At 36.9% G+C, this 23,522-nt stretch carries 20 protein-coding genes, 1 other RNA gene and 1 pseudogene; 12 read left to right on the forward strand and 10 right to left on the reverse strand.

Going from position 1 to position 23,522, the window contains the following annotated elements; translation table 11 throughout:
* The first annotated feature begins 1 nt into the window (after position 1).
* The 6 genes from KGF34_RS01345 (at position 2) to ssrA (ending at position 6,869) form a co-directional block, all read left to right on the forward strand.
* Entirely contained in the window at positions 2-1,138 is a 1,137-nt protein-coding gene (locus tag KGF34_RS01345; protein ID WP_252559583.1) for an exonuclease SbcCD subunit D, read from the forward strand.
* A complete protein-coding gene (locus KGF34_RS01350; RefSeq protein ID WP_252559584.1) occupies positions 1,135-3,903 on the forward strand; it encodes an SMC family ATPase in 2,769 nt (922 codons plus the stop codon). The genes KGF34_RS01345 and KGF34_RS01350 overlap by 4 nt, the downstream gene beginning before the upstream one ends.
* Before the next feature lie 112 nt (positions 3,904-4,015).
* Complete coding sequence (locus KGF34_RS01355; protein ID WP_252559585.1) at positions 4,016-4,966, forward strand: TAXI family TRAP transporter solute-binding subunit; 951 nt, start codon at positions 4,016-4,018, stop codon at positions 4,964-4,966.
* Between the two features lie 20 nt (positions 4,967-4,986).
* Positions 4,987-6,174, forward strand: a complete 1,188-nt coding sequence (gltS, locus tag KGF34_RS01360; RefSeq protein ID WP_186936255.1) for a sodium/glutamate symporter — start codon at positions 4,987-4,989, stop codon at positions 6,172-6,174.
* A gap of 15 nt (positions 6,175-6,189) precedes the next feature.
* Positions 6,190-6,369: a hypothetical protein gene (locus tag KGF34_RS01365; protein ID WP_022234618.1), complete on the forward strand. Its 180-nt coding sequence runs from the start codon at positions 6,190-6,192 to the stop codon at positions 6,367-6,369.
* A gap of 153 nt (positions 6,370-6,522) precedes the next feature.
* Positions 6,523-6,869, forward strand: a transfer-messenger RNA (tmRNA) gene (gene ssrA, locus KGF34_RS01370).
* 389 nt (positions 6,870-7,258) lie between these two features.
* Here ssrA and KGF34_RS01375 read toward each other — a convergent pair.
* The 3 genes from KGF34_RS01375 to KGF34_RS01385 form a co-directional block, all read right to left on the reverse strand.
* Entirely contained in the window at positions 7,259-8,158 is a 900-nt protein-coding gene (locus KGF34_RS01375; protein ID WP_252559586.1) for a site-specific integrase, read from the reverse strand.
* 280 nt (positions 8,159-8,438) lie between these two features.
* Entirely contained in the window at positions 8,439-8,777 is a 339-nt protein-coding gene (locus KGF34_RS01380; protein WP_252559587.1) for a hypothetical protein, read from the reverse strand.
* A 116-nt stretch (positions 8,778-8,893) separates the two neighbouring features.
* A complete protein-coding gene (locus tag KGF34_RS01385) occupies positions 8,894-9,733 on the reverse strand; it encodes a hypothetical protein (protein ID WP_252559588.1) in 840 nt (279 codons plus the stop codon).
* A gap of 2,687 nt (positions 9,734-12,420) precedes the next feature.
* On the opposite strand from KGF34_RS01385, the gene KGF34_RS01390 reads away from it, so the two are divergent.
* Complete coding sequence (locus KGF34_RS01390; protein WP_289780778.1) at positions 12,421-15,477, forward strand: LPD23 domain-containing protein; 3,057 nt, start codon at positions 12,421-12,423, stop codon at positions 15,475-15,477.
* On the opposite strand, the pseudogene KGF34_RS01395 reads toward KGF34_RS01390, so the two are convergent.
* The 4 genes and pseudogenes from KGF34_RS01395 to KGF34_RS01410 all read right to left on the reverse strand — a co-directional run.
* Positions 15,358-15,780: pseudogene (locus KGF34_RS01395) on the reverse strand (histidine kinase); the annotation flags it as partial. The gene KGF34_RS01390 and the pseudogene KGF34_RS01395 overlap by 120 nt on opposite strands.
* A 48-nt stretch (positions 15,781-15,828) precedes the next feature.
* Positions 15,829-16,740 carry a CorA family divalent cation transporter gene (locus KGF34_RS01400; protein WP_022234639.1) on the reverse strand — a complete coding sequence of 304 codons (912 nt, stop codon included), beginning with the start codon at positions 16,738-16,740 and terminating at the stop codon, positions 15,829-15,831.
* 60 nt (positions 16,741-16,800) lie between these two features.
* Entirely contained in the window at positions 16,801-17,319 is a 519-nt protein-coding gene (locus tag KGF34_RS01405; protein ID WP_252559589.1) for a hypothetical protein, read from the reverse strand.
* A gap of 22 nt (positions 17,320-17,341) precedes the next feature.
* Entirely contained in the window at positions 17,342-17,923 is a 582-nt protein-coding gene (locus KGF34_RS01410) for a TrkA family potassium uptake protein (RefSeq protein ID WP_333780929.1), read from the reverse strand.
* 89 nt (positions 17,924-18,012) lie between these two features.
* Here KGF34_RS01410 and KGF34_RS01415 point away from each other — a divergent pair, with 89 nt between their 5' ends.
* Entirely contained in the window at positions 18,013-18,210 is a 198-nt protein-coding gene (locus KGF34_RS01415; RefSeq protein WP_252559590.1) for a hypothetical protein, read from the forward strand.
* Between the two features lie 82 nt (positions 18,211-18,292).
* A complete protein-coding gene (locus KGF34_RS01420; RefSeq protein ID WP_252559591.1) occupies positions 18,293-18,643 on the forward strand; it encodes a hypothetical protein in 351 nt (116 codons plus the stop codon).
* Between the two features lie 158 nt (positions 18,644-18,801).
* On the opposite strand, the gene KGF34_RS01425 is transcribed toward KGF34_RS01420, so the two are convergent.
* Together KGF34_RS01425 and KGF34_RS01430 are read right to left on the reverse strand one after the other, a co-directional pair.
* The gene (locus KGF34_RS01425) at positions 18,802-19,383 is read right to left on the reverse strand and encodes a manganese catalase family protein (protein ID WP_252559592.1); all 582 of its coding nucleotides are present in this window, start codon (positions 19,381-19,383) and stop codon (positions 18,802-18,804) included.
* Positions 19,361-20,800 carry a recombinase family protein gene (locus tag KGF34_RS01430; RefSeq protein ID WP_252559593.1) on the reverse strand — a complete coding sequence of 480 codons (1,440 nt, stop codon included), beginning with the start codon at positions 20,798-20,800 and terminating at the stop codon, positions 19,361-19,363. The genes KGF34_RS01425 and KGF34_RS01430 overlap by 23 nt, the downstream gene beginning before the upstream one ends.
* A 193-nt stretch (positions 20,801-20,993) precedes the next feature.
* On the opposite strand from KGF34_RS01430, the gene KGF34_RS01435 reads away from it, so the two are divergent.
* Positions 20,994-21,188 (forward strand): hypothetical protein, encoded by a 195-nt coding sequence (locus KGF34_RS01435; protein WP_186934941.1) that lies wholly within the window; start codon positions 20,994-20,996, stop codon positions 21,186-21,188.
* Between the two features lie 81 nt (positions 21,189-21,269).
* Here KGF34_RS01435 and KGF34_RS01440 read toward each other — a convergent pair whose 3' ends face one another.
* Positions 21,270-21,836 carry an HAD-IB family phosphatase gene (locus tag KGF34_RS01440; RefSeq protein ID WP_252559594.1) on the reverse strand — a complete coding sequence of 189 codons (567 nt, stop codon included), beginning with the start codon at positions 21,834-21,836 and terminating at the stop codon, positions 21,270-21,272.
* 184 nt (positions 21,837-22,020) lie between these two features.
* Between KGF34_RS01440 and KGF34_RS01445 the strand changes: the two genes are divergently transcribed.
* Entirely contained in the window at positions 22,021-22,911 is an 891-nt protein-coding gene (locus KGF34_RS01445) for a DUF5685 family protein (RefSeq protein WP_022234648.1), read from the forward strand.
* Positions 22,904-23,521, forward strand: a complete 618-nt coding sequence (locus tag KGF34_RS01450) for a DnaJ domain-containing protein (RefSeq protein WP_186934939.1) — start codon at positions 22,904-22,906, stop codon at positions 23,519-23,521. Before KGF34_RS01445 ends, KGF34_RS01450 begins: the two co-directional genes overlap by 8 nt.
* The last annotated feature ends 1 nt before the right edge of the window (position 23,522 follow it).

Genomic DNA, 23,522 nt, shown 5'->3' on the forward strand with positions numbered 1-23,522 from the left:
TATGAAATTTATGCATTTATCCGATCTGCATCTCGGAAAGCGTGTAAACGGCTATTCTATGCTTGAAGATCAGAAATATATATTGATAAAAATTATAAATATAATTGACGAACAAAAGCCACAGGCTGTAATAATTGCAGGCGATGTATATGACAAACCTGTCCCTTCCGCAGAGGCTGTACAGTTGTTTGATGACTTTTTATACAAACTTACTGAAAGAAGTTTGCAGGTAATTGTAATAAGCGGTAATCACGATTCGCCGGAGCGTATTGCGTTTGGTTCTCGTTTTATGGGTAAAAGCGGAATACATATGTCACAGGTGTATAACGGCAGTACGGATTTTGTTTCGCTTACAGATGATTACGGAAAAATTAATTTTTATCTTTTACCGTTTATTAAGCCGTCAAATGTAAGAAGATTTTTTGAAGATGAAGAAATCAATACCTATACCGAAGCAATTCGTGTGGCAATATCAAATATGAACATAGATAAAAATGCCAGAAATGTAATTGTTACACATCAGTTTGTAACAGGCGCAGAACGCTCGGATTCCGAAATTATCGCAGTAGGCGGAACCGACAATGTAGATTCGTATGTTTTTGACGATTTTGATTATGTGGCGCTCGGTCATATTCACCGTCCGCAAAATGTCGGTAAATCTACTGTTCGTTATTGCGGTACACCGTTAAAATATTCGTTTTCGGAAATAAATCACGAAAAATCCGTTACAATAGTTGAAATTAAAGAAAAAGAAGATATAGATGTTACGACAATACCGCTTATTCCTTTGCATGATATGCGAGAAATAAAAGGAAGTTACGATGAACTTGTAAACAGAGAAAACTATGAGGGTACTGCCACAGAAGATTATCTGCATATTATACTTACAGATGAAGATGATGTGCCGTATGCGGTAGAAAGACTGCGCAATATTTATCATAATTTAATGAAACTTGATTATGACAATACGAGGACAAGGTCATCGTATGACATCACGCAGGCGCAGGAAACTGAAAGAAAATCGGAAATTGAATTAGTTTCGGAGTTTTTTGAAAAACAGAACGGAAAGCAAATGACAGAACAACAGCTTGAATATGCAAGTGATTTAATAGAACAGATAAAGGAGGAGTCATTGTGAGACCGATAAGACTTGTTATGTCTGCATTCGGCCCGTATGCGGGTAAACAGGAAATAGATTTTGACAAGCTTGGAGTCAGCGGTCTGTATCTGATTACGGGCGACACAGGCGCAGGTAAAACCACAATTTTTGACGGTATAAAATATGCGCTTTACGGTGAAGCAAGCGGAAACAACCGTGATTCATCTATGCTTCGTTCAAAATATGCGGATAACGATACTCCTACAACAGTTGAACTGACCTTTGTAAACGGCAACAAGCAGTATACCGTGAAACGCAATCCCGAGTATGAAAGGAAAAAGGCGAGAGGAAACGGTTTTACAAAACAATCGGCAGGCGCAGAATTGGTGTTGCCCGACGGCAGAGTAGAAACCAATAAAAAGGTTGTTGATACAAAAATTGAAGAAATACTCGGTGTAAACGACGCTCAATTTTCACAAATTGCAATGATAGCACAGGGAGATTTTCTAAAACTTCTGCTTGCCGATACCAAGGAAAGGCAGAAAATTCTAAGAAATATCTTTAAAACAGACATATATCTTGAATTTCAGGACAGAGTAAAATCCGATTTCAGCAAAATAAAAGACGAACTCAAAATAAAAAAAGTAAGCGTAGATAACGATATAAAAAATATCGGATGCAGTGAAGAAAATGTGCTGTATATAGAAACCCAAAAGGCTAAAAACGGCGAATTATCGGTGGTTGAGGTAATTGAACTTATAAACAAAATTATTGACGAGGATACGCAAAAATCAAAATTATTATATCAGCAGACCGAAAAATCAGAAGAAAAAATCAGCAGTATTACTGAAATAATTTCAAAAGCCGAGGAACAGAATAAAAACCGTGAATTGCTTGCAACGGCAAAAAATAAGTACGAGCAGGCATTGCCGAAATCTGAAGAATTAAAAAAGCTCTATGATATTGAAAAGCAGAAAGAGCCGATTACACAGGAACTTGAAAAGAATGTAACTATACTTGAACAACAGCTTAATGATTATGATGAACTTGATTTGTTGGAAAATAAAATCAAGAGTAATTCAAATAATCTTGAAAAATGCAAAATCGACTGTCAGACAAACGAAACTAAACTTGCGGAATATAATTTAAGTTTAAAGTCATATGAAAAAGAGAGTTTTGAACTTGAAAATTCATCAGAAAATAGAGTGAAATTCAGTACTGAACTTGAAAAAATCGCTGCCAAAGAAACTGAATTTATAAGTCTGCAAAAAGAGATAAAAAATCTTGAAATAATTAAAAAAGCATTTTTAACTGCTCAAAAGGAATACAGCGCCGCTCAAGAAAAAGCTACTGCCAAAAAAGAAATTGCAGATAAAATGCGCCTTGAGTTTAACAGTGAGCAAGCGGGTATAATAGCAGAAACATTGGTTGACGGTGAGCCTTGCCCCGTATGCGGTTCTTGCACTCATCCGCATAAGGCAGAAAAGGCTGTGAACGCACCTACCGAATCAGAGGTAAAAAAGTCCGAAAAAGACGCAAAAGATTTACAGGATAAGGCAAATGTTTTAAGCAGTAAAGCAGGCGAGAAAAAAGGCATTTACGACAATGCAAAAAACACTGCGGAAAATAATTTCGAAAAGTTAAAAACAGATGCTGATTTTGAAAATGCCGAAACGGTAATATCGGAAAAACTCAAAGAAATATCCGAGCAAAAACAGGATTTAAATTTAAAAATTGCCGAAGAAAATAAAAAATTAAGACGAAAAGCCGAAATTTTAAAATTAACGGAAGATACAAAAGAAAAAATCAGCAAAATTAATGAATCAATTACAAATCTTAAGACTGATATATCTTCATATTCTGCGGCTATAGATGAGCAAAATAAACGAAAGGAAAATTTACGGGGAAAACTTAAATTTGAAAACAAAACAGCGGCTTTAAACGAGAAATCGAAACTTGAAAAGAAAATTGAACAAAACAAAGCCGAATTGTTAAAAGCCGAAAATGCGTATAAAGAGTGTGAAAAATCAGTCAATGAATTTAAAACGCAAATAACACAACTAAACGATATTTTAAAAGATGTTGAAGAGATTAACATTGACGATAAAAAACAGGAGAGAGATACTGTTGCAAAAGAGAAAAAACAGATTACGGATTTAAACAATATAATCACACAGCGTATAATAGCAAATAATACCGTTCTTAAAAATCTTTCTGCTCAAGCGGCAGATCTTGCAAAGCTGGAAGAAAGGTGGAAACTTATAAATTCACTTTCCGATACGGTAAACGGCAACATAACGGGTAAGCAGAAAATCACTCTTGAAACTTATATTCAGACTGCATTTTTTGATAAAATAATAGCTCGTGCAAATGTTCATCTTATGAAAATGTCGGGAAGTAAATACGACCTCAAACGAAAAGATGTTGCGGATAATTTAAGTAGTAAAAGCGGACTTGACTTAAATGTTATTGACCATTACAACGGTACGGAGCGAAGTGTAAAAAGTTTATCGGGCGGCGAATCCTTTATTGCATCGCTTTCACTTGCGCTTGGACTTTCCGATGAGATACAGGCATCGGCAGGCGGCATTAAAATGGAAACAATGTTTGTTGACGAAGGATTCGGTTCGCTTGATGAAGAAACTTTAAGACAGGCAATGCAAGCACTGTCGGGACTTTCAGAAAATAATCGACTTGTCGGTATCATATCTCATGTGGCTGAACTTAGAAGTGAGATAGACAAACAGCTTGTCGTAACTAAAGAAAAGTCAGGCGGCAGCAAGGTTGAATTGAAACTTAATTAGCAATTTGCAGGTTTGACATTTTTACACTAAATATGTTATAATCAATTGTAAATATCGGGGAATTGTACGCTGTTTACAATTCCTCTTTTCTATTAAAAAAAGAGGCGGTAAGATGAAAAAAATTATTGCACTTCTGCTTGTTGTGTTAACTGTTTTGCTTTGCGGTTGTTCGATGGGGGACGGAAGTATTCGATTCGGAGCGGCAGGTTTGGGCGGTGTTTATCATCAGGCGGCAACTTCATTAAAACAGCTTGCCGAAAATGACAGCGCTCTTAAGATTGAAGTAAAGACCACAGCAGGCTCTGCGGCAAATGTTCGTTTGCTGTCACAAGGTTATCTTGATGCGGCAATTGCTCAATCTGATATTATAAGCGACGCATATAACGGAGAAAATTCATTTAAAACAGCATATAAAGATTACAGCGCTGTTGCGGCTCTTTACACCGAAGTGTGCCATATTATAGTAAGGGCAGATTCTGACATTAACAGCGTTCATGATTTACTCGGTAAAACGGTCAGCGTCGGTGAAGAAGAATCGGGTTCACAACTCAATGCAAAACAGATTTTATCCGCATACGGTTTGAATGAAAAAATGGTTAAAGAGGAAAACTTTAATTATGCGGATTCAGCCAAGGCACTCGTATCGGGTGAGGTTGACGCTTTGTTTTGGACAGTCGGCATAAACGCCACAGTTGTGGAAGAGCTTTCAAGACAGTGCGACATAAAACTTCTTAGCATTGACAAAGAAGCGTCAGACAAGCTTAAATCAGCGTATTCGTACATTGACTGCAAGGTTGACGGAAACACATACAACGGTCAGACTAAGGATGTAAATACCGTTGGAGTAAAATCGGTACTTATTGTAAGTGACAGACTTTCAAATGATAAGGTGAAAACACTTACAAAACTTGTGTTTGATAACGCAAACGAACTTCAGCTTACTGTTTCGGCTGACCTTGATATTATAGAAAAAGATGCCGTAACAGGTGTAAATATTCCGTTCCACAGCGGTGCGGCAGAATATTACAGTGAAAAAGGCATTGAAGTAAAAACAGCAGAATAACTGCGAAAGGAATGTAAACATTGAGCATTACACTTGATATGTATCAGACAATCGCAGTTGCTGTAGTTGTACTGATATTAGGAGCTTTCCTTAAAAGAAAAATTTCTTTTCTTGAAAAATTCTGTATTCCCGCACCGGTAATTGGCGGATTGATATTCGCAATATTTACTTTGATTTGCTATTCTACAGGAATACTTGAAATTGATTTTGACGATACTTTAAAAGAAGTATGTATGGTATTTTTCTTTACCTCGGTAGGTTTCCAGGCAAACTTAAAGGTACTTAAAAGCGGTGGAAAACCGTTGCTTATTTTTCTTGTACTTGTAATTGTTCTTATAATAACTCAGAACTTCACAGCCATAGGACTTGCAAATCTCCTCGGACTTGATTCGCTTACGGGTATGACAACGGGTTCAATCCCAATGGTAGGCGGTCACGGTACGGCAGGTGCATTCGGTCCGGTGCTTGAGGACTTCGGTATTAGCGGAGCAACAACTGTATGCACTGCGGCGGCAACATTTGGTCTTGTTGCAGGTTCGCTTATGGGCGGGCCAATCGGCAACAGACTTATTAAAAAGCACAATCTTCTTGAAACAATCAAAAATGATGACGATACTCTTCTTGTTGAAGAAGAAGAAAAGCACGAAAGACATTTTTCGATGTATGCGCCGGCTGTATTTCAGCTTATAATTGCGGTAGGTATCGGCACGATATTTTCAAAATTGCTCTCGCTCACAGGTATGACATTTCCAATCTACATCGGAGCAATGATTGCAGCGGCAATTATGCGTAATATCGGCGAATACACAGGCAAAATTACAATTCATATGGGTGAAATTAACGACCTCGGCGGTATTTGCCTTTCGCTTTTCCTCGGCATTGCAATGATTACACTAAAACTCTGGCAGCTTGCTGACCTTGCACTTCCGCTTGTTATATTGCTTGCAGGACAGGTAGCTCTAATGTTCCTATTCTCTTATATTGTGGTTTTCAATGTAATGGGCAGGAATTACGATGCGGCGGTATTAGTAGCCGGTACTTGCGGATTTGGTATGGGCGCAACTCCTAACGCTATGGCAAATATGCAGGCAATCTGTGAAAAGTATGAGCCTTCTGTAAAAGCATATCTGATTATTCCTATAGTAGGCAGCTTGTTTGCAGATTTTCTTAACAGCCTTACAATTACATTCTTTATTAATCTGTTGTAAAATGGAGGTAATATTATGAAGGATAAGGATAAATATTTTGTAGAAACCGAAAACCTTGCTTTTCCTGAAATTCACACAGGTAAGGTAAAGCAAATATCAAGCGAAAAACCTAATGCCGACGAATCTGTTATTTATGATACAGTGGCAGTTCCCGAAATTCATATAAAAAAGAAAAAAGATAAGCACAGCAAATAATAACAAAGAGCCGTACATTAATTTGTGCGGCTCATTTTGTCAGTCTTTAAATAAAATTTGATAATTTAGCATATATGACAAAAAGTGATTGACAATGCTTGTTATATATAGTATAATGATAGTCTAAAAACAGGCTAAACTTTGTTTATATCCGGGGATGTAAAGGCTTCGACGGGGAGCGTGAACCTCGGTAAGCGAGCAGTGGTGCGGAGAGCCACTATAAAATCCGCAACTTTTAAAATAACTGACAAAACTACAGTTAGATTAGCAGCGTAAGCTGCTCGTTCCTGCACAGAGTACCACGGCTGTGTAAGGGGCGTCGATTAGTGGTAAATGTGAATACAGCAATGCTTCGGGCTGTGTCACACATTAGAAGCTACCGAGCCGTATAACCCGTTGTCGGGTGCTGCGGTAAGGGAATTTTAAAACGACAACTACGCTCGTAGAAAGCCTTGGCAAATACTTTTCGGACAGGGGTTCGATTCCCCTCATCTCCACCAAAACAAAAATCCAGCAGATAAGCCATTTTAAAAATTATTGGCTTGTTTGCTGGATTTTTTAGTTTGTGTATTTAATTGTAAAAAACAGAAATTAGCGGTAAAAATAGGTGTTTTGAGTATAAATGCAACACGAAATGCAACACGAATTTATAGAAAAAAGTGGCTGTAAATCGTGTTGCATTACTGTTATTGAATGATTAAGTTTTTTGTTTTTGGATAGCTTGTTGCCTTAAATACTTAACTTAGAATTATGCTTGGTTTTGTAGATTGCTTGAATCAGCGGTAAAATTATTCTGAAAAATGTTTATGATTTTCTTATTCATTTCTTTCTGCTTATCTCTTAGAGTGTGCTGATAGATATTTTGCAGTACTGCAACAGATTTCCAATCTCAGATTTGAGCTATGTGCTTGTCTGGGATACCGCAGGCGTGGAGTTCGGAAGCAAAGTAATGGCGTAGTTTGTGAAAGGATATATGCGGCACTTTACATTGTTGTACAAGTCTGTTGAATGAGTCAGATAGCTTTGCCGGAGAGCAACCAAAGTATTTCCATTCTTTGACCTCTTTTATGATGTGAGGAGGCAAGGGAACAAAGCGATTACCTGCATTCGTTTTTGGCGGCTTTATTACGACATTATTGTTTTTGTCATAGACAGCTGCTTTATTTACCGTTACTCCGAGGTCGCTTACATCGTTAAGAGTTAGGGCACACACCTCGGAACGGCGAAGACTGCCGGAGCTTGCAAGCAGAATTGGCACTCTTATGAAATCGTTTGCGTTGGCGAGCAGAGTATTGATTTCTTCTGTAGTGGGAATTGTGTATGTTGGCTCTACTTTTTGCGGTAGGCGAGTAGTAAGAATTAGCTGGGGCTTGTATGCACGCAGAACCGCAGACAACAGTCCGTGGGAGTTGCGTACTGATTTAGGAGATTTTGTTGCTGACATCTCGTTGACGGCAAGCTGAATATGCTCTTGATTTATATTACTCAGCTTCATAGGCATTAGCATTTTAAAATCATTTCGCAAATTTTTTTCATAGCCGTCTATTGTTGAAGGGGCAAGAACCGATGATTTGCTGTCTATGTAACAGCGGTATGCTTCCTGCAAGGTGAGGTCATTGTATGTTTTAGCACCTCTTTGCTTGTTATGACTGTATTCCTTTGCCATATATTCTGCCTCTTTTTTAGTTGAGGCGGTAAATGACTTGTAATGCCTTTTATTGTTTTCGTCTGTATAATCATATTCAAGTACTCGCCAGTTGCCTGATTTTAATTTTTTTGCGTTTGCCATGATCATCCCTCCTGCAATTGGTATCGGCTCTTGAAGTAAAAATGCCGACACCTTTCAATTTTCCTTGTACTGTTCCAGCAGTACGAGGATTTTTTTATTTTAATTGTTATTTCGCTTTTTTCTATATATAGTGATTTGCAACAGATTTACAACAGAAATCAATAAACCCTGCTGTAAAACCCTACGGCTTTGCCGAGGATACGGACTTTGTTCATTTCTTCTTCCTTTGGCGGTCAAGCTCCTCAAGTTCGTCATCTTAAAATCATAGATAATGATACTATTATTTTTCATATTTATGGACTGCGTAATAATAAAGTGCACCTAAAACAAACCATAGAATAATGGTAATAATGCCAAGATACATATACATATCATAGTCATAATATGATTTTGGCATAAAAAAGAGTGTGTTAATTTCTGCAATTGCTATTGAAACACCGCTGTAAATTGACGGGATCCAATATAAATAATACTCTTCTGTCAGGTGCTTTCCTATTACCGCTAATAATACAGGAATAATTAACCACAAATTTTTTATATCAAAGTATGAACCTATAAGAAAACAAGGAGAGCACAACGAACCATATAAATAGAATCCGCTTACAAAACTTAGAAACATTTTAATTCCTCCGTGTATTATTATAATTGCTATTTCCTTTTGTCTATGATTAGTAATATCAATATTTAAAGGAGTATTATAAAAATGCAGTTTATTATACATTCATTTATAATTGATTAAATCATATATGAATTAATGCCTTGAAAGCTGTCGTCTACATAATAGCCTTCTTTTTCTTCCCTTGTGAGGTTATTATCTCGCCAAAAATTTTGTAATTTTTTTGCATTCGTTTCATCTCTATTATATATACTATAATCAAAAGCAAAACGGATAAAACTGTTAAAAGATAATTTTTGCTTATGAAAGACTGTGAAAGATATGTAAGTTGCAAGCATTTTTTCCATATCATACGGTCTAATAGTGCTTGACTTACTTTTATAATAATAATCAGTTAAGTAGTCTGATACAGTATTACTTATATACTGGCTCGTTAATTGGATTATTTTTTCTTGATTAACAGGATATTCCTTGATTGAATACTCTTGGCAATAAACAAAAAGAGTATAAAACTCACAAAAGCGATAAAGAGAATATTCTTTTGCCGCAAATTCATATTGAAACTTATCGGTTTTACATTTGTCGGAAATAAAGTATTTTGCCATGAACGAATAGTTCATCTTTTCAAAAGAAATAAATCTTTCGTATTCTGCCACTACATAAGAAGCGGAAGCAGAAGAATTAATTGCATTAAGGATAACCTGTACATTTTTTTCGTTAAACCAAAACTTTTGGTATTTGTCGTTTTTAATATTTGCAAATACTCCGAAGACAATCCATGGGACGATTGCAAGAAAAATAATTAATGTACCTGAAAAGTTAAATGCAATTATGTTACTGAATATTATATAGAGTAACATAAATTCGAGTAATGCTAAGAATGCTCCTAAAACGAATTTATATTCATACTTAAAAAAATAAACTATGTTGCCAATAATATTTGAAAAAATTTTTTTCATAATAAAATTCCTTTTTAAACAAATTTGTTAATTATTTGCACAGTAAGTTGTAAAATAAAAAGCTACTTAAAGCTTATATACATAATTTTGCCGACACGCCTATCTTAACGGTAAAAGAAAGAACGACATTGAGGAGTATGCCAAAATCTGTGATGCACTTAATGTGACATATGATTTATTCTTAACCCAAGAACAGACGGCATAAGAATGCAGGTAAGCAGATGTTTACGGAGGCAAGCGAGGAGGGATTAACCACTATTGCCAATACTATGACAGACTGTATTATTAACGGTAATATGTCATCTATAGCACTTGAATACCAGGGGTACATTGATGAGGGTTATACAAAAGATGAAGCAACAGCAAAATGTGCAGAGAATTTTGGAAAACAGGTGTTACTTGATGCAGCAGGCGGTGCTGTAAGCGGCGGCGTGCTCGGCGGTACGGTAAGCGGCATTAGTTATGCCAAAGGCAAAATAAACACCAATATTGATATGAAAAAGAGTGCGGAAGAGATTGGCAAAGAGGTTATGTCAGATGAGAACTTTGACATTAATCTGCTTTTGGAACAAGCAAAAAACAGTAGTAACGAAAAAGCTGAGAATATTGCTAAGTCGATTGAGAAGAAGATGAGCAAAAATGAGAATTACAAGGTTGACAGTGTAGATGTGGGAAACCTTGTTAAGCTGCTCGAAACGGAGAACATCAGCGGTGTAGTCAGCGAGAATACAGACGAAAACAAAGGGGAGAATACCGGTACAGAGGAAAAAGCAGCGGCTAATACCGAGAACAACGAAACTATAAGCAAAGAAAAAATTGAAGAACATAGCAAGTACAAATTCGGAAGTAACCATAAAAACGGCTTGAACGCTACTGACAGAAAAGGAAACAGGGTAGTAATAGTAGGTGTGGAAAGCAGTTCAAGAGCTTATGGTGAAGCAGATAATAAGGTGCGTGTTATTGCAAGTGACGGCAGGGTATATAACACCGACAGCCTTACATTTAACTTGCCTGAATATAATATTCTTATGAATGCAGCAAAGAATTTTGACACGAACGGAGCAGGCACGCTTGTGCAGGAATACGGCGATTATGTTAATTTTAAAGGCAAAGAAAGCAATATTAATAATTATATAGATACATTTACACAATTATACGAAGCGGGAAAAATGGGAGCCCGTTATAACAGAGTAGCCGCAATGAAATATTACGGGAAATATATTGACGCAATCGGTCCGCAGAGAGCAATGCTTGCGGTTGAGGCGGGCAATAAAGATTCTGATTTATTCTTCAACAATGAAGAAAAACTTGCGAGAATAGACAGAAGTTCAAATGTAAAGGCTAATGTGTATGTTGAGAAGAGTGCCGAGGAAACGGTAAACCTTGATGAGGGTACAAGACTTGCACTTGAAAAATTAAGTGAAATGACAGGCAAGGAGATTATACTCACTGCCGATATGGACGAAAACGGAAGAATTGATTTTAGAAACGGTAAAATATACATAAGAGCAAGCCTTAACGGCAATTATATTTTACCTGTTGCAATGCACGAAAGCATGCATTCGTTTCGCAGGGAAAGTCCGAAAGATTACAGGCTTATAAGAAACTTTGTTGTGGACTATCTGTATGCGAGCGGTCACGATGTAATGAAAATGGCTGATAATGTTAAGATTAATTACGGTGACAGATTGACCACAAACGAGGATTGTATAGAAGAAATTGTCTGCAACTCCATTATGGCTATTGCAGGTGATGAAAGTGCAATGCATAAGGCTTTGCAGGTTGCAAAGGCAGATGAGGGGGTTCTTCAAAAACTTGCAAATGCAATAAAAAATCTTGCGAGCAAAATTAAAGAGTTTATCATTACTCATACAACAAACGAAGCAGCTCAAGCATTTGTAAATGATGTAAAGGCGCTTGACAAACTTGCAGAAATGTTTAGCGATGCAGCGGATAACATTAAGGCAAAAAGTGAAGAAGTAATTACAAATGAGCAAAAAAATAACACCGACAAGGGTGTTGAGAGTGGAGATGTTAAGTATTCAATTAAAGAAAATGTAAAAAATAAGGTTTCAGGTGAAATATATGATAAGGTGGTTGTTCTTGATACAAACATATTTAAAGGGATTCCACCACGCAATTGGGGTAAAACTTTTAGAAATTTTATTTCAAAACATCTTACAGGAAAAAAGTTTTTAACATTTGACGAGAACGGTAAAGAAGAAATTATAGAATTTGCAAAGCCGAATGAACGAGTAACTAAAAATGGTGCTAACAACAGTCATAAAGTTATTGATAAATTATCAAGAAAGTCAGACAGAAACAGTAAGTTAGTAATCGTTCATTCTGATGAAGTAATAAATATTTCAGAAAAGCAAAATGAAAATGCAGAACATTCACATCAATGGTTAGATGAAAACGGATGGGAATATAGAAATGCTATTGTAATGGATAAGTATGGCAAGCTATATTCGGTAACATTAAATATTGCAAAGTCTAAAGATGGGCGAAATATACTTTACGATATAAATAAAATAAACGAAGTTGGGTACGGCGTCGTGCTCTCAAATGCCAAAGGCAAGAGGAGCTCGCACATAAACCCCAACTTCGTCACTAACAGTATATCCGAAAACAGAAATAATGTCAATACGAAAAATGACGAAAGTAGCAATGATATCAAATACAGCATGGGAGGATTGAAAGCAGAAACTGCGGACAAGAGTGCACTTGAGAAAGCTATGGAGCTTGAAAAGGACGGTACAGATTCCGAGAAAATCCGTAAGGAAACGGGTTGGTTTAAGGGATATGACGGCAAGTGGCGATTTGAGATAGATAACAGCGAATTAGAGTTTAAAACAGATATCGAAAAGAACAGAGCTGCCGCAATTGAACTTGCGAAAATGAAAGTTAAAAGTGCAGAGCTTGAAGAAAAGATTGTAAATGATACAGCAACAAAAGCAGAGGAAAATGAATACTACAATCTTGACGAAAAAATGATTGAGTACAGAAAAGGAGTGAAATTGAGTGATGTAATAAATCATCCAAAACTTTTTGAAGCGTATCCGCAACTAAAGAATGTAGATGTTTATTACGAGATTTCTTCGGTTAATCGAGGTGTATACAGTTCAAACGGTAATGTGATAATGTTAAATCCGATGCATACGATTGATGAGCAGAAAGAAGCGATTATTCACGAAATTCAGCACGCAATACAGGGAATAGAAAATTTTGCGAACGGAAGTAATTTGGAATACTGGAAAAATCTCGGATACAGCGATGAAGAAGCAATGGCAATGTATTATAACACTGGCGGAGAAAGAGAAGCAAGAGATGTTTCTGCAAGAAGAGATTACAATGCAGAGCAAAGAAAAAACATCCGTCCGGACATTGACAGGAAAGATGTTGTATTTGCTAATAGCGGTGATCCAGTGTATTCGGCGGATGAAAATATAATGCAAAATGATTTTGAGGAGAAAGTTGACCAAATAGAGAATAACACATACAATTCAAATGATGTTGTTATTATGGGCAGAACCCCAAAGGTGTTACAGGATATTGGATTTAATTCGTTGCCTGTTGCGATGACGAAAAATCATATATATTCTGTTGCAGTATCAGAAGCGAGGGCGAAAAATGAGGGGAGATATAAGAAAAACACTAATTATCATGATTTAGGTTTCAATACGGTTAAGCAAATTTATAATAAAATTTCTGATCCGCTTATGGTAATTGCTCACCCTGATTTTACTAATAAAGAGAGCAGGGACAGTACTCATAAAGTTATTGCATTGGTTGATTTATCCGTAAATAATAAGCAGGTAATTGCGCCTATCGTGGTAGATTTTGAAAGTAGATATAACAAAAAAATAATTGATGTCAATCTTGTAGCAACATACTTTAATAAAAACAATATTCATGATTTAATAAAAGAAGCAATAGCTTTAGAAAATAATAATCAAGTTGGTTTTTATTATTTAGACAAAAAAAGAACTCAAAGTATAATTAAGCAGAAAGGGTACCAATTACCCAGTGTACTTAATAACTTGAGTTCCAATATTATTATACGCAAAATTGATAGCAATGTCAATAAAAAAATTAATAAAATTACCCAAAGCAAGCAGTTTGTAAGGTGGTTCGGTGATTGGCAGAATAAGCCGAAAACTGCAAGCAAGGTTGTGGACGGCAACGGTGAGCCTCTTGTAGTGTATCACCAGACGGGAAATGATTTTACAGTATTTGATACTAAGCATACCGGTGCGGGTGAGTTTGACAGCGAAATGCCGACAGGAATATTTATGAAGCCGACAAATAGTAATATAGGTCTTAGTGGTAATAAGCAAATGGCTTTGTATGCAAATATTCGCAATCCGTTTATTGCGAACAGCAGGAAAGAGCTTGTTGACTTCTACATTAAGAATATTGACGGTTACAGTGACGCTAAAAATGAGGTAAAGAGGATTGACAGCGAATACAAGCAAAAATTTCAGGACGAAATGAAGAGGGAAAATCAAGAATATCAGAAGCTATGGGTTGCAAGGAAGAACGGAGAAATCTCTGAGGAGGAATATCAGAAGGCGGTATCAAGGGACGCACTTGATGATTTACTTGAAGAGTGGCACAACAAGGTTAATGAAGCAAGTAAAAAGGCAAAGTCGCTTATTGATGACTATTTCAGGAACAGTAATTATGACGGCGTGATTGTAAACAATGATGTCGGCAGCTTTGGCAGGAGCACAAAAACATATATTGCATTTGAGAACACTCAGGTTAAATCTGCAACGAATAACATTGGAACTTTTGACGGAAAAAATCCCGATATAAGGTATGCGATTGACGATACTCTGAATGACTGGTTAGATGATTTACCCGAGGGTATTGACTATGAAAAAGTAGTTGAGAAAAACCCGGTTGTTGCCGTTGCTAAGATTTACAACAGTGCGTCAAAGACAGCGGAAAGTGGGTTAAGACAGAGCCAAAATGTAAGACTTGAGGAAAAGGATTATCTTAGAATTGCCGATAAAATTATGGATAAGTACGGCATTAAGGGAAAATATAATCCTAATTATAAGCAAGAACTTGCAGAACAGCTTACGGGCTTTATTGAGCACATAGGAGAGAAAGGCTCAAACTTTACGGATGTGTTTGAGGAAATGGTAAATGACTGCAAGGGCGGTATTTTGCTTAGCGGTGAGTATGACACAACGCTTATGAAAGACGAAAGAGAGTTTGTACTTGACTTAATTCATGACAAGACTTTGTTCATAAGACCACGAGATATACAGCAGATTGAAGAGGATTACGGTTCGGTAGCAAAATACAGGAAGAAAATGTTTGGCAAAACAAATGTTGCTATAAAGACCAAGGAAAGCGGCAGGGGGTATTACATTGAAGATGTGATTGCCCTTGTGGAAGAGTATTATCCGTATTTGCTGGATGAGAATGCTGACGGTGATATGGGATACTTATGGCTTGAAAATCTTGTTAATAATGTGTTGAAACCTAAATACAAAAATCCGTACTTTGACGGCGAAAACTCATTCTATGAAACTCCGGAAACTGCTGCTGTGCAAATGGCATTTGACTGCACAACTGAGATTATTAATCAGCAAACTTCAAGGTTTAAAGCAGACAAGAATATGCTCATCGGTATGATAATCGTTGTGACTTTTCGTTCTGACGGTTTCGGTAAGCAGATTCACCCTGTCGGCACAGCGGCGCAAGGCAATTTCACGAAGCGCCGTTAGATTTTCCACGGTAAAGAAATTCTCTGTAGCACGCTCAGCTTGAGTCGGGCTATAAACTTTGCCCGCTTGCAGCCGTTCAATCAATTCCTGCGGCTCAATATCCACAAGCTCAACCTGACTTGCGTTGTCAAACACCGAATCGGGGATTCGCTCATGTACCATAATGCCCGTTATAGATGCAACGGTGTCATTTAGACTTTCAATATGCTGAACGTTTACCGTGGTATAAACGTCTATTCCCGCATTAAGTAACTCTTCAATATCCTGATAACGCTTTGTATGTCGGCACACGGGGGCATTATTTCATCCATATAAACGCCCCTGTAAGTCTCATATTTCAAGTTGGAAAAATTAAAAGAATTTCTTCTTTTTGAAGTAGATGATTTCTCCTATTGCGATAATAAGAGAAACAATAATCACCGACAGATAACCGTATCGCCACTTCAGCTCCGGCATATAAGCAAAGTTCATTCCATACCATCCAGTAATTAAAGTAAGAGGCAGGAAAAAGGTGGTGACGATTGTGAGAATCCCCATAATCTTATTTTGCCGCGCATCCTGCATAGACTGATAAAGCTCACGAAGTTGAAGCATATTTTCACGAAGCAACTTTACATGGTTTTGCAATCTCTCGGCACGATGGGTAAATTTATCCCAGTCCTGCGTATCGTTTGCAAATGGAGAACACGCGCGGGATTGAAACAACTCTCCGATATCTGTCAGTTGTTCATAGTAAGCATTTAATTCGGACAGCTTTTGCCTGTGTTTTGTGAGCAGAGGGAAAAAGTCTGTCGAACCGCCGGAGCCGATATTTTCTTCCATTTTTTCTGTTTCTGACTCGATGTGAGAAAGATAGAGAATATCATCCTCTATCATTTGCTCCATAAACTGCAAAAGAAGCTGAGCCGGACTGTTCAGCTCCTGAAACATACTTATCCGTTTTTCTACAAATAATTTCAAATTGCCTACATCTTCCACAAATAAGAGCGACTGTCCCGTCAAATAAAAGCTGAAGGAAAGCTGCGGTGAACGCTGTTCACTTTTTTGAGGCAGGCGTAATGTTCCGATGATGCAGTTTTTGAAAACCTCTGCCTTACAATAACGAATTGATCCAAGACAGTGAAGAAGTTCTTTATAATACGGTAGTTGTTCTTTACATTTGTGAAATTCCGCCGTACTCATAAATGTAAAAAACGGCTTTTTATCGCCGCAGTTTTGGGCGGCTTGCAGACTCCCGTCTTTTGAATTTATAAAGTATTGCATTACAACTCCCCCTTTCTACTTTTTATTATATCACATATATCACAAGTATAAAAGTATTTTCTACTTTACATATTCCGCATTGATCACCGCTTGATTTGAAAAGAGAAAATCAGAGAAGCTATTTGCAAAGGCATTATTTGAAGCCTTTTTCCATATCACAGCGGTCTGAATTACGGAAGAATCCGGAGGTTCTATCGTACATCCTGCTTTCTCACAGATAATACTATTTTGCTTTGTAGAAATGATAAGACAGCGGTATGTATCGTCATTTGCAGAAGCATTGTTTTCAATAAAGCCAAAGTCAATGCGATTTTTGTTTAGCTTATCATATATATCCTCTGTATTTCCAAACAGGAAATGAAGCTGACAATTCGGCTTTCCTTTTGAAAACTTTTCAAATAGCGGTATCAGCGAATCCAAGATCATAGGATTATCAAACGCAATAAAAAGGCTGTTTTCTGCAATTTCTTCGTCAATTAAGTGGTGGTTATTTGCTAAAAAATCGTCAAGCTTTTTCATTATAAAGTAACCGAACACAATAATGACAGCCACTGCGCACACTAACAATAATTCTTTCATGCTTTCCGTCTTCTTTCGGAATTTATATGTGAAAACACTTTTGTATGTTTTTGGTATCACCCAGCACCAAAATAGTGTCACCCGGTATAAAGCTTGTTTCAGGCGCAAAATTTAGATTCATTTTACCGTCGCGTTTAATCGCCATAATATTGATACCGTGCTTTTTACGCACATCTGCTTCAATAACGGTTTTTCCGATCCATTTTTCGGGTACGGCAATTTCAAAAATTGCATGATCGCTGTCCAACTCTATGTAATCGAGGATATGGTCGGCAGTATAGCGGATAGCCGTCCAATCCGCAAGCTGCCTTTCGGGATATACGATTTCATCCGCACCGTTTCGCAGAAGGAATTTTGCGTGTACTTCCCGTGCCGCACGGGAAACTATCTTTTTGGCATCCAATTCCTTTAATAGAGATGTCGTTTCAAGCGAGCTTTGAAAATCGTCCCCGATTGCAACGATGCAAACATCAAAATTATTTACGCCCAAAGACTCCAAAAACTCCTCATTTGTTGCATCACCTATTTGCGCGTTCATAACAAAGGGCAATACCGCATTTACTCTTTTTTCGTCTTTGTCTACAGCCATAACCTGATGCCGCATCTCGTGCAGAAGACTTTGTTATGAAACCTTGCGAGCATTACCGCCGCTATCTGATTCGACAGCGTGACCAAGAACGATGAGGTGAGCCTATGAAGAAATATACAAGGATTGATTATACCAAGGTAGAGTTACCCGAAGAAATGCTCACTTCTTTTGCAAAGGCATTAGCGCCAGAGATTAGGAAGTTCTATGATAGTGACGAGGGCAAAGCTTACTTTGAAAAATGGCTTACCAAACACCATGAATATGATGAACGGACTCCTGATGCAACTGCATCGGGCGTCTGAGTTTTCGCACATTCGACAGCAAATAAAGGATGCTGCCATTGAAAACCTTTGAAAAGGTATTGAACAAGGACAATCGGTTGATATGCTGACTGAGCGTCTGCATAAACGACAAGCAGAAAAAGAGGAATTGGAAACTCAGCTTGCTATTGAGAACAACAAGAAAATCTGCCTATCCGAAGCGCAAATTTTAGCCTTTCTTGATTATGTGTGCGAAATGCCGTTTGATGATTTTAATAAGCGCAGAGCGATTATCAATATATTCGTTCAATTCATCTACTTGTATGGCGATCATTTCACCCTAATTATCAACGCAAGTAAGAAGCCTTTGAGCATCGACAATGTCCCGCTTGATGATATTGAGGAAGCTTTTGAGGACGAAAATACCGAAACGGAGGGGTGTTCATCCTTGATGACACCCGCTCCACCATTATAGTCACGACTGCATATGCAGTCGTGACTTTTTTAGTATATTGTTATTCTTGTATTTATGCGTTTTTTATAGCAAAACAAGAATCATTTATGAAGTATAAAACAACACAATATAAATTATGCAACCGTACACAGAATTTTATGGGATGCCTTTATTTTGCATTATTTCTTTTTAATACAGTTTTTAAAACATTTTTTATCAAATGACGGGTTGAATGCGTAGAAATTCTTTTCGTCAAGTTTGTCGGTCATAAGTCTCAGATTTTCACCGAAGCGTTGATAGTGTACTACTTCACGCTCACGCAAAAATCTTATTGCGTCTTTTACATCGTAATCATCGCAAAATCTTAAGATATTATCATAGGTCGATCGCGCTTTTTGTTCGGCCGCCATATTTTCGTGTAGATCTGTAATTGGATCGCCTTTTACCTGCATAGATGCGGTTGTATAAGGTGAACCTCCTGCCGATTGCGGATATACGCCTGTTGTATGGTCAACAAAGTAATCTTCAAAGCCTTGCTTTTTGATTTCATCTTCCGTGAGGTCTTTTGTAAGCTGATATACAATTGCACCTATCATTTCAAGGTGATTTAATTCCTCGGTACCGATGTCGGTTAAGGTGGCTTTTAATTCCGGCAGCGGCATTGTAAATCTCTGACTTAAATATCTGAGTGATGCACCGAGTTCTCCGTCAGGTCCACCGTACTCCGAAAAGTGATAATCAGATATAAAGAAATATATCAACCGAAGAAGTTGAGCGGTTAAAGACTATGCAATCTACAAAGCCTTTTAGTATTTCGTTCTTTTCTCTTTCGCTTATTGCAGGGCTTTTTAGAGTTGCTAAAAAGTTTTTCTTTTCTTTTATATTTTCTTTTCTTGGTTTAGTTTTTTCTTGTTTTAATTGAACTTGACGGGAAGAGAGGTTTTTTATTTTATCTTCTACAGACTTTTTGTATTCTTTTACTTCTTCAACGGTGTATATTCCTTCAAGATATGCGTTTTTTATTCGTTGTATTTTTTGATTTTCTTTTTCGATTAAGTTAGTGTAATCAATGCAGTCAGCAACAGTTTGAGATAAAGACTTGACCGAAAGTTTAAAATCTTTGTTTTCAAAAACCTGTTCAAGTCCGAGTATTACAAGATTATTAATATTGGTAAGGCTGATGTAATGTGACTGTTTACATATTGATTTTGAGTATTTAATGCATTGCAGTCCTTTGTTTGAATATGCTAATGCAGAGCCGCAGTTGCTGCATTTTATTAAACCGTGCAGCATATATTCTTGTTTAATATTATTGTGTATGCCTTTTCTTTGTTTACGACCGTTAGTTTCTATCAAATTTTGAACTTTATAAAAAATTTCATCGCTGACAATAGATTTATGTACTCCTTGAGTGTACACAATATCTTTGTTGTTTGAATATCTGTAATCTGTTTTTCTGTTTTGATTCCAACGAATTTTTCCTATATAAACGGGATTTTTCAGGATATAATCTATTGTTCTGTTTTCAAAAGGATTTCCTCTTGTAGTTTTGACACCGATTTCGTTTAATTCGGATGCAATTTGCATACTGCTCTTTCCGTCTATATAATCGGTAAAGATTTTACGAACAATTGCTGCTTTTTCTTCGTTGATAACATATTGTTTATCGACTATATCATAACCGAAAGAGGGAATAGTCACAGGCTGACCTCGTTTGACTTTTTCTGACATTCCTCGCAGCACTTCCCCGGAAAGGCGGATTGAATAATATTCGTCCATCCATTCTATGATACGCTCAATAAGTGAAGAAAACGGATTTTCTTCATCAAGAGTTTCGGAACAGCTTATTACCGAAACATCATTCTTTTTAAGCATAGATTTATATACAATGCTTTCTTCTTGATTCCGTGCAAATCGACTGAACTTCCACACAAGTATTGCACTAAACGGAGCAGGCTTTTGCTTTGCAAGCCCTATCATCTCGATAAATTGCGGCCGTTTTTTGACATATTTGCCTGACAATCCGTCTTCTCGAAATATGTACTCTGACGGGATATTGTAACCGTTTTGTTTTGCGTATTCTTTTATTATACGCAGTTGACTGTCAGGAGAAAGCTCGGTTTGTCGGTCTGTAGATACTCTGATATATGCCGCAGCGGTTTTAAGTTCTTTTTCCATAATAATCACTTTCTATCGCTTAATCTAAGTGAATTTGCTATAAGTCATAATATGTTTCAGAGATAAAAATGTGTTGATTTTTGCTATATATGTTGCTTGGCATCTATTAATTGATTTTGCAGAGCACATAATATATATGTAGGAATAGAATAAAGTTAGGGGGTGGTTATAAATGCCAAAGAGGCAAAGTTTTATGGTTAGAATACATTTACCGATTAACGGGAAATATTATTTGTGGTATGAAGTTGACGAAGAGAGAAATGTGAAATGGTATTTGCCTCGTGACGAGGCAGAGGCACAAGAGGCTGTACAGAAAATGCTTGAAAATGTCGGAAAACATATGAGTAATTTTTACTCAAACAATTCAGAGTACATTAAAAATCTGTAAATATTGATATTTAAAAAAAATCAGGTCAATCTTTTATCGGATTGACCTGATTTAATATAATAGAATTTTGTATAAATAGTTTTATTTAGAAAAATCCCAATCAAGGAGTCGGTTACCTTTTACGATAAATGCCTTTTCGGAAATTTTAGCAAGTGGAGTGTCACTGTAGCTGTCGGAATAAAATTCGTGAATTTTTGTGTCACCGAACATTTCTCTGTATCGCCTTACTTTTTCTTCACCGTGGCAGTTTATACCGCTGTATTTGCCTGTATGTTCATCAACGACAGATGCCATAAGATAATTTATTTTGAGAGTTTTGCATATTGGTGCAAGTAAAAATTCTGGGGAGGCGGATATTATTACATCATCTTTTTGTTGTTGATTTTTATAAAACGGCTTGATTTTGTCAATATTAATATTCCAAAAGTCGTTTATGTCTTTTTGTATGTCGCAGTATTTTAAAAATTTATACATTTTTTCTTTAAACTGCGTTTTTGTGCCAATTTTAAAAACATAGAATTTAAGAAAAGCACCGATAAGTGAGGGGGCAAGCAATAAAATTTTTTTATGCCTTTTTAGAGAAAAAATATAGAAATCGGCGGTTGAGTCGCCGTCATATATTGTTTTATCAAAGTCATATACATTCATAAATAAACCTCTTAGTGAATTATTAGCTTTATAAATACTTATATTTTTATATTTTATAATTAATTATAGATTTTTGCAATACCCTTGTTCACCTAATAATCACTTATTTTCGGCATACTTACTGTTGCTTTTTACCCTGAAATATAGTATAGTATAATGTGAGTAATAATATAGGAGTAATACAGTGTTCGGTTATTTACAGATTGAAAAAGAGGAACTTCTTGTAAAAGAGTTTGAAACATATAAGGCTGTTTACTGCGGACTTTGCAAGCAAATGGGTAAAGATTATTCTTTTTTAACCCGTCTTACATTGAGCTATGACTGTACTTTTTACGCAATGCTTTTGATGTCATTACATTCTTCGTGCGGCGGTTTTAAGAAAGGCAGATGTACCTGCAATCCTCTTAAAAGATGTAATTTTGCTTACAGCAAAAATGACGATTACCAAAAGGCTGCGGCTTTTTCAATTATTACCGTTTACTACAAACTTATTGATGATATAAATGACAGCGGATTTTTTAAATCTCTGTTTTCGAGAATGATTAAGCCGTTTTTCTCACATCAGAGAAAGAAAGCTAAAAAGCGTTATCCGTGGATTGACGAATATGTGGCTGAAATGATGGAAAGACAGGCTGTTATTGAACAGGATAAAAGCTCTTCCGTTGATATTTCGGCAGACCCGACAGCCCAAATGCTCGGAAAAATCCTTGCAAAAGACGGTAATGACGAAACCGAGAGCCGAGTTTTATACGAATACGGATATAATATAGGCAGATGGATTTATCTTATGGATGCGGCAGACGATATAGAAAAAGACGCTAAGTCATTAAGTTTTAACCCTTTTATACAAGAGGACGGTTTAACTTTAGACAACAATATTATTTCGCTCACTCTTAATCAGTGCCTTGCAAGGGCATATGATGCGTATAATTTACTTGATATAAACGGTTTTAAGGGGATACTTGACAATATGATGCTTAGAGGATTCCCGAAAATTCAGAATAAAATTACAGATAAAACCCAAAAGGACTCGGACAAATCTTTTGAGTCGCAGAAAGGAAGTAAAGATGAATAATCCTTATGAGGTTCTTGGCGTATCTGAAAATGCCAGCGATGAAGAAATTAAAGCAGCGTACAGAAAGCTTGCCAAAAAATATCATCCCGACAATTATGCGGACAGTCCGCTTGCAGATGTTGCCGAACAAAAAATGAAGGAAATCAATGAGGCTTACGATACAATAAATCAATTAAGGCAAAAGGGCAGAGGCTCTGGTTCAACTTCAAATGCAACCGGCGGATATTCTCACCAATCCACAAGATTTCACGGTGTAAGAATTTATATTCAGCGCAATATGATTAACGAGGCCGAACAGATTCTTGATAATACAGAGCAACAGTACCGTGACGCAGAATGGCATTACCTTAAAGGTATGTGTGCATATCGCAAGGGTTGGGCAAATCAGGCTTATTCTTACTTTACACAGGCTGTAAATATGGACCCTAACAATCAGGAGTACCGTGCGGCTCTTAATAATATGAATAATCAGAGGGCTTATAATTACGGCGGCTACACTCAAGGTACACCAAATACAGGTGACGGTGCTATGTGTGATTACTGCACCACATGTCTTTGTGTAAACTGTCTTACAAACTGTCTTTGCAACTGTTGCAGAATGGGCTGTTAAT

It is taken from the genome of Ruminococcus sp. FMBCY1, from assembly GCF_023921805.1.
GTDB lineage: Bacteria > Bacillota > Clostridia > Oscillospirales > Acutalibacteraceae > Ruminococcoides > Ruminococcoides intestinale_A.